The sequence below is a fragment of the Methanofollis fontis genome (assembly GCF_004297185.1).
GTDB classification, from domain to species: Archaea; Halobacteriota; Methanomicrobia; order Methanomicrobiales; family Methanofollaceae; genus Methanofollis; species Methanofollis fontis.
In genome coordinates this window covers 487,481-499,699 of record NZ_PGCL01000003.1, presented here as the reverse complement: position 1 = coordinate 499,699, position 12,219 = coordinate 487,481, and the positions used below count along the sequence as shown (strand labels likewise).

14 protein-coding genes are annotated in these 12,219 nt (G+C 61.1%); 1 reads left to right on the top strand and 13 read right to left on the bottom strand.

Annotated elements, in window-relative coordinates; translation table 11 throughout:
- Nucleotides 1-129: 129 nt before the first annotated feature.
- From CUJ86_RS09300 to CUJ86_RS09280, 5 genes are read right to left on the bottom strand one after another with little or no spacing between them, the layout of a single operon-like run.
- Complete coding sequence (locus CUJ86_RS09300) at nt 130-744, bottom strand: DUF5803 family protein (protein WP_130647287.1); 615 nt, start codon at nt 742-744, stop codon at nt 130-132.
- Entirely contained in the window at nt 675-1,886 is a 1,212-nt protein-coding gene (thrC, locus tag CUJ86_RS09295) for a threonine synthase (protein ID WP_130647286.1), read from the bottom strand. Before thrC ends, CUJ86_RS09300 begins: the two co-directional genes overlap by 70 nt.
- Before the next feature lie 41 nt (nt 1,887-1,927).
- Nucleotides 1,928-2,644: a metal-dependent hydrolase gene (locus CUJ86_RS09290; RefSeq protein WP_130647285.1), complete on the bottom strand. Its 717-nt coding sequence runs from the start codon at nt 2,642-2,644 to the stop codon at nt 1,928-1,930.
- Entirely contained in the window at nt 2,641-3,381 is a 741-nt protein-coding gene (locus tag CUJ86_RS09285) for a carbon-nitrogen hydrolase family protein (RefSeq protein WP_235855630.1), read from the bottom strand. Before CUJ86_RS09285 ends, CUJ86_RS09290 begins: the two co-directional genes overlap by 4 nt.
- Nucleotides 3,378-4,034: a MarC family protein gene (locus CUJ86_RS09280; RefSeq protein ID WP_130647284.1), complete on the bottom strand. Its 657-nt coding sequence runs from the start codon at nt 4,032-4,034 to the stop codon at nt 3,378-3,380. The genes CUJ86_RS09285 and CUJ86_RS09280 overlap by 4 nt, the downstream gene beginning before the upstream one ends.
- 95 nt (nt 4,035-4,129) lie before the next feature.
- On the opposite strand from CUJ86_RS09280, the gene CUJ86_RS09275 reads away from it, so the two are divergent.
- A complete protein-coding gene (locus CUJ86_RS09275; protein WP_130647283.1) occupies nt 4,130-5,833 on the top strand; it encodes a uracil-xanthine permease family protein in 1,704 nt (567 codons plus the stop codon).
- 92 nt (nt 5,834-5,925) lie between these two features.
- Here CUJ86_RS09275 and ndk read toward each other — a convergent pair whose 3' ends face one another.
- The 8 genes from ndk to CUJ86_RS09235 all read right to left on the bottom strand — a co-directional run bounded on the left by ndk (nt 5,926) and on the right by CUJ86_RS09235 (nt 12,126).
- A complete protein-coding gene (gene ndk, locus CUJ86_RS09270) occupies nt 5,926-6,375 on the bottom strand; it encodes a nucleoside-diphosphate kinase (RefSeq protein ID WP_130647282.1) in 450 nt (149 codons plus the stop codon).
- A 5-nt stretch (nt 6,376-6,380) separates the two neighbouring features.
- Nucleotides 6,381-6,572, bottom strand: a complete 192-nt coding sequence (locus CUJ86_RS09265; RefSeq protein ID WP_130647281.1) for a 50S ribosomal protein L24e — start codon at nt 6,570-6,572, stop codon at nt 6,381-6,383.
- A 5-nt stretch (nt 6,573-6,577) separates the two neighbouring features.
- Nucleotides 6,578-6,784 carry a 30S ribosomal protein S28e gene (locus tag CUJ86_RS09260; RefSeq protein ID WP_130647280.1) on the bottom strand — a complete coding sequence of 69 codons (207 nt, stop codon included), beginning with the start codon at nt 6,782-6,784 and terminating at the stop codon, nt 6,578-6,580.
- Between the two features lie 14 nt (nt 6,785-6,798).
- Complete coding sequence (rpl7ae, locus tag CUJ86_RS09255; protein ID WP_130647279.1) at nt 6,799-7,167, bottom strand: 50S ribosomal protein L7Ae; 369 nt, start codon at nt 7,165-7,167, stop codon at nt 6,799-6,801.
- A gap of 96 nt (nt 7,168-7,263) precedes the next feature.
- Complete coding sequence (locus CUJ86_RS09250; RefSeq protein ID WP_130647278.1) at nt 7,264-9,240, bottom strand: DUF2298 domain-containing protein; 1,977 nt, start codon at nt 9,238-9,240, stop codon at nt 7,264-7,266.
- A complete protein-coding gene (locus CUJ86_RS09245) occupies nt 9,230-10,201 on the bottom strand; it encodes a lysylphosphatidylglycerol synthase transmembrane domain-containing protein (protein WP_130647277.1) in 972 nt (323 codons plus the stop codon). Before CUJ86_RS09245 ends, CUJ86_RS09250 begins: the two co-directional genes overlap by 11 nt.
- Nucleotides 10,185-10,901, bottom strand: coding sequence for a dolichyl-phosphate beta-glucosyltransferase (locus CUJ86_RS09240; RefSeq protein ID WP_130647276.1), 717 nt, complete (start codon nt 10,899-10,901; stop codon nt 10,185-10,187). Before CUJ86_RS09240 ends, CUJ86_RS09245 begins: the two co-directional genes overlap by 17 nt.
- Nucleotides 10,894-12,126: an NAD(P)/FAD-dependent oxidoreductase gene (locus tag CUJ86_RS09235; protein WP_130647275.1), complete on the bottom strand. Its 1,233-nt coding sequence runs from the start codon at nt 12,124-12,126 to the stop codon at nt 10,894-10,896. Before CUJ86_RS09235 ends, CUJ86_RS09240 begins: the two co-directional genes overlap by 8 nt.
- Nucleotides 12,127-12,219 lie beyond the last annotated feature (93 nt).

Sequence of the window (12,219 nt, the reverse complement as noted above, 5' to 3'; positions counted from 1 at the left end):
TCGTGCGCGTGCCGGGGAGGAATGCATGAACACGCGGACCCCCCCATGAAAAATGTGTGGGGCACGGAAAAATGCGCGCCTCATTCATGCGCTATCCGGGTTCCCTCCGGTTTTTGCGAGAAAAAAAATTCAGCCTTGCCTGCGTCGCATCAGGAGATAGGGGACCAGGAGCACGACCGCCACCGTGAGCCAGATGGACCCGAAGATCAGGAGGAGACGCTCCTGCCCGGGATCGTAGAACCTCACCTCGGCGAACCGGGTGTCTTCATAATGGATGATGGTTGTTCCGTTCTCCTCTGCGATCTCCCCACCGTCGCTCACCCGCCCGAGGAGCGGGTTGCTAACATCAAATTCCCCTGGAAGGTTGATAGTGATGGATGACGGTTCTTCAAAGAGGAGCTGCAGGTTCTTCTGACGGATCGGTGCCTCGTACCTGATGCTGACATTGCCCTCTGAAAAGGCGATGGTGTTTCTGTCCTGCCAGGAAAAACTGCAATTTTCCCCACAATCGCCGGAAACAGAGACATTTGTCGTCTGCAGCGGAATTTTTTCACCGAGTACCCCGGGCTCCCAGAAGGTGTAGGTATCCGCATCGCTGAGGTTGACCTCGCCGGCATATGCATCGCCTGCCGGGAGGACCGTCACGGTTGCATTATAGGCCGTCGCCTGGGCCGTCAGAAGGACGAGCGCACAACAGAGAGCAATGCCTGCTCGGTTGCGTCGATCTCGACTGGAGATGGACATTGTTTGATCACCGTTTCCGGATCCTTGAGGAGATGCCCGGTGACGACGCAGACGATACGCTCGTCCCGGTCGATGGCGCCTTCCTCGATAAGTTTCTTGATGCCGGCGACTGAGGCGGCCGATGCAGGTTCCACACCGATGCCCTCCTTCTGTGCCAGTTCCCGCTGCATACTCAGTATTTCCTCATCGGTTACGGACCCGGCGGTTCCTCCGGTTTCCCTGATGGCGATGAGCGCCTTCTCCCCGTTGACCGGGGCGCCGATACGGATGGCGGTGGCGACGGTCTCGGGGTGCATCTCGGGCCGGACCTCCGGGAGACCGCCGGAGATTGCCTCCACGACCGGTTGGGAACCGGCGGCCTGGATGCCGGTCATCATCGGCAGGCGGTCGATGAAACCGAGATGTTCGAGTTCACGCAGCCCCTTATAGACGGCGGAGATGTTGCCGGCGTTTCCGACCGGCAGCACCATGCGATCCGGAACCTCACCGAGCTGGTCGATGGCCTCGAACCCGATGGTCTTCTGACCCTCAAGGCGGTAGGGGTTGACCGAGTTGAGGAGATAGATCCCCTGCTCGATGCAGAGGTTCCGCACCATTGCAAGGGCGACATCGAAGTTGTCCCTGATGGCGATCACCCGTGCACCGTGCATCAGTGCCTGGGCCACCTTGCCGAGGGCGACCTTGCCCGCCGGCAGGAGGACGATCGCCGGAATCCCGGCCTTCGCCGCATAGGCGGCGAGACTGGCCGAGGTGTTGCCGGTGCTGGCGCAGGCCACGCTCTTCATGCCGAGCTGGATGGCCATCGAGACCCCGACCGTCATACCGCGGTCCTTGAACGACCCGGTCGGATTCATTCCCTCGTGCTTGGCATAGAGGTGCGGCAGCCCGAGCTCCCGACCGATCCGCTCCAGGTGGTAGAGGGGCGTCCCCCCCTCCTGGAGGGTGACGGGCGGGATGGTGACCGGGAGCAGTTCCCGGTAGCGCCAGACCGAGATCGGGCGCCTGTTCCAGTCTTCCCTCGTCACGCTGATGGCATCAAGATCATGGTCGACGGTAAGCAGGTGCCCGCATTTCGGGCAGGTATAGATGATCTCGCCGGGCGCGTATTCGGCACCGCAGTGGATGCACGAGAGACGGTACATATGAAATTGTTGGTTGTCGGGGTAGATTAAAATGCGGGAACCTATCGTCCTATGCGGGCTGCAAACAGGAAGATCACCCAGAGACCGGCGGCACAGAGTGCACCGGACCATGGGGGGAGCGGTGCCTGAATCGGGCCTTCATGTCCTGCCAGCAGCAATATGGCCGCAGCTGCTGCCAGGATCCCTGCAAAGAGTCCGGGGCGCAGGTCCCTGCTGCCGGTGACGATGCCGCCGCGCACTCTCCACCCGCTGAGGGGAAAAAGCCACGCCACTCCGCTCCGCGTGCAGGAGTCCTCGAGAAGGTGACAGACGGCACCGCCGAAGAACCCGAGCAGGAACATGCCGGCGATGGGTGACCACGGGATCTGCAAGACGATCCTGCCGGCGATATATGCATAGACGCCAAGGAGGAAGGTCATCAGGATGACGCCGATGGCAGAGTGGAGGATGCCGCGGTGTTTTGGCATCGCCTTTTTCCCGAAGATCGCAATGAACGGGACGGAGATCGGGTAATAGATCAGATAGCGGATGGTGTAGCCGAAGAGCGGGAGCACGATGCATCTCCGTCTCCTCTTCCCGCCGGGGAGGCGGGTGTGGAAGATCGCCGAGTCGTTTGCGTCTGCATCGGGTGCGAGAGCGCCGATAAACACGCCGAAAAGGGCAAACACAATCCATGCCGGTGGGAAGGATGCGATGAGGGGGACGAGCACCACGCCTGCAGTTGCGATGCTGATGGTGATGTGCTGTTCGCCGTTCATTGTCCTGTATTCCAGCGTCGATAGAGGTCGGGCCGCCGGTCCCGGACCACCGGGAGGGCGGAACGGGCGGCGTCCACCGCCATTGGATCGATCTCTGCCATGGCAGATCCCCCCTCTCCGGCGGCGATCAGGTTTCCGTCCGGTCCGGCAATACAGGACCCGCCGGCGGCATTGGCGCCGGCGGCATACCCCTGCATCTCGACGGCGCGCCCGCGTATCAGGGCTTCCCACTGCGAGAGGCGCGCCTCCGGCCATGCCGCTGGAACGAGGAGGCAGTGGACGCCTGCGGAGCGGTAGTGGGTGAACAGTTCAGGGAAGCGGAGGTCGTAACAGATCGCAAGCCCGAACACGACACCTCCAGCGGTGAATGCTGCCGGTTCGTCGCCCGGCGTGCAAGTCGCCTCCTCGCCTGCAGGTGAGAAGAGGTGGACCTTCGCATACTCCGCCCTGACCTCGCCTTCTGGATCGATGACTATGGCACGGTTCTGCGGGGTTTTTGTCCCCCCGTAGCAGGATCCGGCGATCCAGAGGGCGTGCTCCATCGCCATGCCTCTGATTGCGGGAATGACGGCGGGATCGACACGGGGGCGGTCCGGGTTCCATCCGGTTAAGAACTGTTCCGGGAAGAGGACGAGGTCGGCACCCTCCGATGCTGCCTGTGCCGCCATCTCGTCTGCACGCTGGATATTTGCCTCCATGGAACTGCTGGAGGTCATGCCGGCGCACCAGACCTTCACAGCCCGGCACCCCCCAGGAGCGGAAACGCCGTCTTGACCCCGGTGATCACGAACTGGACGGCGATGGCGATGAGCAGCATGCCCATCAACCTGTTCACGGCCCTATATTCACGCTGCCCGATCCGCTCCACGATTATCTCGGAGCGGGAGAACATCAGGTAGATGATCCCGATCGTCAGGAGGATGGCGGCAATCACTATCGCCACCGCCAGCGGATGGACCGCGGTCGCCTCATTGGTGAGCACGATTGTCGTCGTGATTGCGCCGGGCCCGGCGATCATTGGGATGGCGAGGGGCATCACCGCCACATCGTCGGCATCCTGGCTCTCATACTTCTCGGTCGCCGAGATCTTTGTCCGGGAGGTCTTCGCATAGACCATCTCCATGCCGATGCCGAAGAGGAGCAGTCCGCCGGCAATCCTGAAGGCTTCGAGGGTGATCCCGAAGAGGTTCAGGATCAACCCGCCGGCGATGGCAAAGGTGAGCAGAATGGCCAGTGCATAGCGGCAGGCGATAGCGGCGACCGTCATCTTCTCCACCTCGTCCATCGCCTCGGTCAGCGACACAAACAGCAATGTCGCCGCAAGCGGGTTGACAACGATGATGATGGATGAGAGGGTCAGCAGAACAAAACTCAGCATGTCGCCGCTCATGCAGGAATGTGTGTGTTCCGCCCCTTAATTCCTTTCGAGGGCCCGGAGGATTTCGGCAGGCTTGTATTGTTGGAACCAGCACCTTAAAGCCAGATATGAACCAGAAACCCCCGGACCTCATCTATGGCCTCGATGACCGCCCTTCCCTGCCTGTGCTCGCCGTCCTCGGCCTCCAGCACGTGTTCATCATCTCAATCAGTCTCATTTTTCCGATCGTGATTGTCAGGGCGATGGGGGGAAGTGACGAGATGGCCGGGTTCATGGTCTCGATGACGATGCTTGCAGCCGGCATTGCCACCGTCATCCAGGCCCTCGGGCGCCGCGGCGTCGGTTCGGGATATCTCTGCCCGTCGGTGGCGGGTCCGTCCTATCTTTCCGCCTCGATCCTCGCCGCCCAGACAGGGGGTCTCCATCTGGTGTTCGGGATGACCGCGCTTGCAGGAATGTTCGAGGGCCTATTCTCCAGAATCCTGCCGAAATTGCGTTTCCTGTTCCCTGCCGAGGTCACCGGCGTTGTGGTGATGATGGTCGGCGTCGCCGTCATCCCGCTTGCGGTCCCGCTCTTCTTCGGCTGGGAAGGTGACGTGGGGAATCCCGCCGCGCTCGCCGTCGCCCTGATCACCCTCGCTACGATGGTCGGGATGAATGTCTGGGGGAGGGGGTCGCTGAAGCTCTACTCGGTGCTGATCGGGATGATCGTCGGGTATATCGCGGCCTATGCCCTCGGGCTCATCGGCAGTGCGGAGATCGGTTTGGTCATGGCGCGGCCCCTCTTTGAGGCCCCGGACCTCTCCTATTTTGGCTGGGCCTTCGATCCCGTTCTCATCGTTCCGTTTTTTGTTGCCATCATCTGCTCGTCCCTGAAGAGTGTCGGAGACCTGACCTCGTGCCAGAAAATCAATGATCCCGAATGGAAACGGCCCGACATGACCAATATCAGCGGCGGCATCCTCGCGGACGGTGCGGGGGCGGTCGTCGCCGGTATCGTGGGGGGGATGGGGCAGTCGACCTCGTCCTCGAATATCGGGCTTTCCATTGCCACCAGTGCCGCAAGCAGGGTGATCGCCTTTTCGATCGGGGCGATCCTGGTCGCCCTCGCTTTTTTCCCGAAACTGGCGGGAGTGTTTGTGATCATGCCGGCGCCGGTGATGGGTGCCGCCCTCATCTTTGCCGTCTCCTTCATGATCATCACCGGTCTCTCGATCATCACCTCGCGGATGCTCGATGCACGGAAGACCTTTGTTGTCGGGATCTCCCTGATATTCGGTCTTTCGGTGGATATCTTCCCTGAGATCTATGCGGGGATGCACCCCTCGATCCAGCCCGTCTTCTCCTCCTCCCTCTCGCTTGCGACCGTCTGCGTGATTCTCCTGAACCTGGTGATGCGGATCGGGCTCAGGCAGGAGCAGGAGATGACCCTCGAACCTGGGGAGCGATATGCAGGGAGCGTCCATGCATTCATGGAGCGGCAGGGTGCCGCCTGGGGTGCGCCCAGGGACGTGATCGTCCGCGCCACATCGGCCCTCACCGAATGCGTTGAGATGCTCGCCGTCCTCGGACGGATCGACCGTCCGCTGCAGGTGACGGCAGCATATGACGAGTTCAACCTTGATATCCAGGTCACCGTCCCCGGCGGACCGGTGGACCTTTCGTCGTCGCCCCCCACAGAGGACGATCTTCTCGAGGACGAATCGGCGATCGCCCGCCTTTCGGCCGTGATGATCCGGCGGTTCGCCGACCGTGTGTCGAGTGCGTGCGATGGTCGGGAGTGCCGGATCAGCATGCATTTTGACAATTGAGGGTCCGGTGAACGGTGTGGAGCACCAGAACGGCATCCCTCTCTTCAAGAGGGAAAAATACACAAAAAAAGTAACCGGGAAATTCCGGTGATTTACTCGTAGAGAACCGGTTCGTCGATACGGGTGTAGTCGACGAGTTCGTCTGCCGAGAAGTGGATCGCAATCTCGCGTGCAGCGCTCTCATCCGAGTCGGAGGCATGGATCACGTTTTTGCCGGTTTCCATGCCCATGTCGCCCCTGATGGTGCCGGGCGCCGCTTCGGCCGGGTTGGTGGCACCGACGATCCTGCGGACGATGGCGACCGAGCCCCGTCCCTCCCAGACCATGGTGAGGACGGGTCCGGACATCACATAGGCCTTCAGCGACGGGAAGAACGGCTTCTCGACGTGCTCGGCATAGTGCTCCATCACCTTCTCCTCGGGCAGCATGGTGAGCTTTGCCGCCACCAGCTTGAGGCCCTTCGCCTCAAGCCGGGAGATGATCGCTCCGATGATGCCGCGCTGGACTCCATCGGGCTTGATCATCACAAAGGTGCGGTCCATCCGTTTCACTCCTTCCCGAGCGCCTTCCTGCCGGCTTCAGTCCAGGTGACACGGCGGGGGACGCGCTTGAGTTCATAGTTCTTGCGGCACTTCGTTGAACAGAAGTAGAAGAGTGCGCCGTCCTTGCGGACAAAGAGCCTCCCGGTGCCGGGTTCGATGCTCTCGCCGCAGAAGCTGCACTTGTAGGTCTCGACCATCCTCTTCACCGCCTCGACAGTTTCTTTGCTTCGCGCTCGGTCTCGAGGAGCATCAGAACATCGCCCTCGCGGATGGGGCCGACAGTATTGCGGGTGATGATCCGGCCCTTATTGTTGCCCTCGAGGATGCGGCACTTCACCTGCATGGCCTCGCCATGCATGCCCGTGCTGCCGATGACCTCGATGACCTCTGCGGGTGTTCCGTCTGCCATTCAGAACTCCCCCTTCAGGCCCTCAGTTCGCCGACCTGCTTTGCAACCTCTTCAACGAGTTCCTTTGCCTTGCCGGGCTTTACGATGGCCGCCGCAGCGGAACCGACACTGAGGCCGCTTGCCGCACCGATCTCGTTCTGTTTCCCGATGAAGACGTACGGGATCTGCTTCTCCTCACACAGGGGGGCGAGGTGCATCACGATCTCTTCGGGCTCGACATCGGAACCGATGAGCACCAGCTGGGCGGTGCCGCGCTCGATGCACTTGGTGGCCTCGTTGGACCCCTTCTTGATCTTGCCGGTATCACGGGCGATCTCGAGTGATTCGAGCGCCTTATTCTGAATATCTTCAGAAACTTCGAATGTAACGTATGACTTTGCCATGGTTCACCTCATTCAGGAGCGTAGTCTCTCCTTCATCAATCATCAGGTGTGATTGAATAGCCAAACAAGTTCGACAGGAAAACTGATAAAACTTCCTCACGTCCGCCTGTAGACCGTGACGCCGTCCCCCTCCCACGCCGTTTCGAGCCCCTCCGAAGGGAGTCGTATCTGGTAGGTCTGGCGTTCGAGGTCGCCGACATACAGCAGGTCGGCACCGTAGCGATCCATCAGCGCGATCGACCTGGTGGGCTCCTCGTATATCGCCTGAACGTCATTTTTTCGTCCGGATATACTCTCCCAATCATCCCGCCACATCTGTTCATGGAAGGGTTGCCCCAGGATCGCCGGGATGCCGGTGAACGCCGACACACGCCCGGCATACGAGTAATCGCTCCCCACCGCCTCCACCAGCACATGCTCGCCCGAATGCCCGCGCAGCCATGCCACGGCGTCTGCATCGCCGGGGTGCTGATCATTCACCCAGGCAATGCCGTCGAGAGTATATCCATCATAACCGAAGGTGAGGTTCAGCGCAAAGGGGGTGATGAGGAGTGCGACAGCGGCAGCGACGGCGAGCAGCCGCCATTGTGACCGGTTGAACCGTCCGGTCCATCCCTGCCCTGTGATCCACTCCCCGAGCGTTACCATCACGCCGGTGCCGATCAGGATCCATGCAACAGAATAACACTTGAACACGGTGTTCAGTCGTTCGTTCGCACCGCCCATATTGTCCTTCAGGAATACGAATTCACAGGCGATGAGGATCAGTAGCCCGAAGGAGAGGAGGAGATCGGTGGGTGTCCACCGACGCCGCAGGACGATGGCGGTGAGAGGGAAGGCGGCGATTGCTGCCGATATATAGCCGCCAACGGTGAGCAGGGCGGGGGGGATGAGAACCCATGGGGCATGCCGGACCGCCCCCAACTCCCTGATAAAGAGCACCGCCAGGAAGAACCCGAAGACCAGCAGAAACCTGATCGGGTCAGAGACGACCGTCACCATGCCCGCCCCCTCGACACCCGCACTGTTGAGCATCAGATAATAGGGGGCATACACGAGGACGGCGAGGGGCGGAACGGCGAGAAGCAGACTGAAGTCCCCGTACCGTCGCCAGATCAGGATGCCCGTCGCCACCACCAGGGGGGCGTAGAGCAGGACATCCCAGGAGTTGATCGGCGGCATCGAACCGAGGGCGAGGGCCATCGCCCCGATGAGCAGGATGCGTGCGTTCCGGTCGCATTTCTCCCAGTGGGTGAGGGAATAGGCGATGAGGAAGATGAGCAGGAACTGCACGAAGATGCCGACGACATGGGGATGGAGATCCCCCCAGAGGAATGAGAATGCCGTGTACTCGTTGATGGTGCCGTCGATCACGCGCGTACTGTTCCAGAGCAGCGTCTGCATCCCGGATCCGAGGAGGATCTCATGGAAGAATGCCGGGTCAGGGAGGAAAAACAGGATCAGGGTGATCCATGCGACCTTCGGCACAAGCAGGCGCCCGATGGCATAGGCCGTCACCGCAGAGGCGCCGAGCACTGTCGGGAGACCGAGGTTGAAGGCGACCGTCGAAGGGACGGCGGCGACCGTCCCGAGGGCGCCGACGATCCAGTAGCCCAGGTAATAATAGACATCGAGGTAGCCACCTGCAAACCAGGGGTCAAGGGGCGGGACGGCGGGATCGCGCATGATCGAGGCGAGAAAGGCGTGGTCCATGAACTTCTCGGCAAAGGAGATGGACGGGTTCACAAACCGGAACCCCAGCATCATACAGAAGAATACGATAAACACGGCGTCCCAGTGGAGTGAGGGCCGAAATTTTTCGGGTGTATACTCCCCCTTCCGCACCGCATATCCGGCGAGGATGAGAAAGGGGAGGAGGGCGCTCCAGACCGGGAGACCGATCAGGGCCGCATACCATGATACGGCGCCAAAAACAAGGATTGAGAGGGGATATGCCGCCGGATAGGCGTATTCATGGAGGGTGGGGGCCAGACGGGGCCAGAGGGCAACCTGGAGAAATTTTAGCAGAATGAGCCATGAGACGACCATGAGGGCCTGCATCTCAGGACTCACGCAGTTCCTCCCTGCTGATCCCTTCGGAGAACGAGCGTTTCATCAGGGACACCGCCCAGTCGCCGAAGTAATAGAGGGAGACGATCCCGCCGCCGAGGGTGACCAGGTTTTTGATCAGGTGATCGACGACGGCGATCACCGTGGCGGTTGCCGGGGCGGTGCCGGCGAGTTCGAAGGTGACGGCGAGGGCGAACTCATAGGTGCCAACACCGCCGGGCGTGATCGGGACGGCCTTCACCAGGTTGCCGATGACCACCGCCAGTATAACCACGCTGATCGGGACCATCTCGCCGAACATCAGGATGACGATGGCACACACGGCGATGTCCACGAGCCAGATCGCCACCGAGGAGAGACCCAGAATGATCAGGGCCGACGGGTTCAGGGACGCCGCCCTGATCTCGGCGAGCATGTCGTAGATGATCCTGAGGTAACGGTTGTCGGAGGTGCGCTCCCCGAAGAGCATCAGGAACACCGCGAAGAGGGCGCCGCCGACGATAGGGACGGCGATCAGCGGTAAAAACCATTCCGGCGTCCCGATGACGAAGGGCAGGGCGATCAGTCCGAGGAGCGCCACGGTGACGACGTCGAAGATCCGCTCGATGATCAGGGAGGATACACCCTGTGAATATCCTGCCATCCCCTCGTGCTTGAGGATGAAGATCCTGACCAGATCCCCGAGTCGGGCGGGGACGATGAGGTTGGCGGTCTGGGAGAGAAAGATGCAGGCCGTGGAGAAACCGAGAGTCGCACGCACCGAGAGTCCTGCAAGGATTGCCCTGTACCGCCAGCCGCGCATCACCCATGCAAGGGTGCAGACGATGACGGCGATGGCAAGGTAGAGGGGATCGGCGCTTGAAATGGTGACGACCAGGTCGTCCCAGACGCGCCAGAGCATGAATGCCAGGATCCCGGCGGCGATGCAGGTCGGGATCAGGACGGCGCTAACCTTTCGCCACATGCAATTGCCACCAGAGCCCGATGATCTGCGATCCCATCGAGAAAACGTCCTTGAACCGGACGGTCGTTCCCGGTCCCTCGTTCCAGACGACCGGGAACTCGGCGACCCGCCATCCCTTCCGCTGCCCCCGCACCAGCACCTCGGTGTCCCAGAACCAGTGGGGCGCCTGCACTTCAGGGATGAGGGTCAGGATCCGGTCCCTCCGGAATGCCTTGAAGCCGCACTGGTGGTCGTAGAGTCGACTGCGGAGGATCGTGCGGACCAGGAGGTTGTACCCGCGGCTTGCGATCTCACGCCCGCCGCTCCTGACGATACTGGAGTCGGGCATCAGGCGGGATCCGGTTGCGATATCCGCCCCGTCCCGGATCGCCCCGACAAGGTCAGGGAGGTGTGCGATGTCGGTGGCAAGGTCGACATCATAGTAGCAAACGATCCCGTAGCTGGCACTCTTGATCGCCCGGTTCAGGGCCCTCCCCCGCCCCAGACGCTCATCGGCATGGAGGAGGATGACGCGGGGATCAGTCTCATGCCAGTTCCGCACCAGGTCCGCACTCCCGTCCGTACTCCCGTCCTCGGCAACCAGGATCTCGAAGGCTCCGGTAATCCCGGAAAGGGCATCGATCGATTCCGGGATCGCACGCTCAAGTGCTTCCCGGTCGTTGAAGACCGGGATGATCACCGAGACGCCGTTGTCAGGCATCCGTGCCCTCCAGGATCCGTGCGGCGACCTCCTGTCCGGCGGCGATCGAACCCTCCATCGAACGCTCCGGATAGTTGGGGGGAGAGTACATGCCTGCAAGGTAGACCCCGTGCTCCTCGTACGCCGGGATCAGGTGCCGGAATCCGGTGGTGTAGACCGGGCCGGCGAGACGCTCGACGGCGAGCTCCGCCCAGTGGATAGACTCCTTTGGTACAGAGAAACGGCGACAGAAATCGGTGAGCATGGTTTCCTTCAGACCCGTTGCCGGCTGTTCCCCGAAATAGGAGGCGAGGTAGACGATGTCCTCTCCATAACGCTCACGCGGGGCGAAGTTGGTATGGGTGACCACCGCCCCGTAGGGTGCGGGATCCTTCATATTCACCCAGTATATGCCCTGTGAGACCTCGCGGTCGAGTCCGATCGTCAGGCAGGCGGCACCCTGGTACGGGATGGCGGCGAAATGGTCGGTGCCGATGAGTCGCCCGATCTCCTGCGGGGGGACGGTGGCGAGCACGGCGTCGAATACCTGCCCGTTCACCTCCCAGCAATCGCCCTTCCTGCTGATGGCGGTGACGGGGGTGTCGGTCTCGATCCGGCAGCCGCGGCTTTGTGCACGCTCCGCCATGGCATCGATCAGCTCATGCCACCCCCCCCGGATATAACCGAGGCGCTCCCCCTCAACACCGCGGTCCGACCTGATGGCGATCCGGGAGATCAGCCATGCTGCCGAGACCTCGTCTCTCCGGTCGCCGAACTTGCTCCTGAGCAATGGTTCAAAGAATGAGGCATAGATACCCTCGCCGAGGTGTTCGAGTATGAACTCCCGGGCCGGCACATCATCGAGGGGGCCGAGATCAAAATTTTTTGCCCGCAGGGTGAGGAGTGCAAGGCGTGCCTTTTCGACGATCGTCAGGTGCGGATAGCGGAGGATCTCGATGGGGCTGGTGAGGGGATGGATCGTCCCGTCCACGCAGTATCCTGTCGAACCCTTCAGCCACTCCAGTCTGTCGCTGAGGCCGAGATCGGTGAGGAGGGAAAAAAGCCTGCGGTCCCCGGCAAAGCAGTGGTGGTAATACTCTTCTATCTGATAGTTGCCCCGGTCATAGGAAGCCAGGCAGCCGCCGACGATCGGTCTGCGTTCAAATATCGTGACGTCCTGTGTCTCTGATAGGGGGAGGGAGGCGGCAAGTCCTGAAAGACCCCCTCCGATGATACAAATATCCATAATCTGCAATAGTGAGTATCATCAGAAGCGCATAAGAAAGTTTTTGAACTCGTATGAGAACTCTACTATTAGCTAGATACCAGCTACTAGCAA

What these genes read in the sequence shown, in the direction of transcription:
- ndk (WP_130647282.1), bottom strand. Translation starts at nt 6,375, where the DNA reads ATGGACCGCACCTTTGTGATGATCAAGCCCGATGGAGTCCAGCGCGGC.
- thrC (WP_130647286.1), bottom strand. Translation starts at nt 1,886, where the DNA reads ATGTACCGTCTCTCGTGCATCCACTGCGGTGCCGAATACGCGCCCGGC.
- CUJ86_RS09275 (WP_130647283.1), top strand. Translation starts at nt 4,130, where the DNA reads ATGAACCAGAAACCCCCGGACCTCATCTATGGCCTCGATGACCGCCCT.
- CUJ86_RS09240 (WP_130647276.1), bottom strand. Translation starts at nt 10,901, where the DNA reads ATGCCTGACAACGGCGTCTCGGTGATCATCCCGGTCTTCAACGACCGG.
- CUJ86_RS09300 (WP_130647287.1), bottom strand. Translation starts at nt 744, where the DNA reads ATGTCCATCTCCAGTCGAGATCGACGCAACCGAGCAGGCATTGCTCTC.
- rpl7ae (WP_130647279.1), bottom strand. Translation starts at nt 7,167, where the DNA reads ATGGCAAAGTCATACGTTACATTCGAAGTTTCTGAAGATATTCAGAAT.
- CUJ86_RS09265 (WP_130647281.1), bottom strand. Translation starts at nt 6,572, where the DNA reads ATGGTCGAGACCTACAAGTGCAGCTTCTGCGGCGAGAGCATCGAACCC.
- CUJ86_RS09260 (WP_130647280.1), bottom strand. Translation starts at nt 6,784, where the DNA reads ATGGCAGACGGAACACCCGCAGAGGTCATCGAGGTCATCGGCAGCACG.
- CUJ86_RS09280 (WP_130647284.1), bottom strand. Translation starts at nt 4,034, where the DNA reads ATGAGCGGCGACATGCTGAGTTTTGTTCTGCTGACCCTCTCATCCATC.
- CUJ86_RS09235 (WP_130647275.1), bottom strand. Translation starts at nt 12,126, where the DNA reads ATGGATATTTGTATCATCGGAGGGGGTCTTTCAGGACTTGCCGCCTCC.
- CUJ86_RS09290 (WP_130647285.1), bottom strand. Translation starts at nt 2,644, where the DNA reads ATGAACGGCGAACAGCACATCACCATCAGCATCGCAACTGCAGGCGTG.
- CUJ86_RS09245 (WP_130647277.1), bottom strand. Translation starts at nt 10,201, where the DNA reads ATGTGGCGAAAGGTTAGCGCCGTCCTGATCCCGACCTGCATCGCCGCC.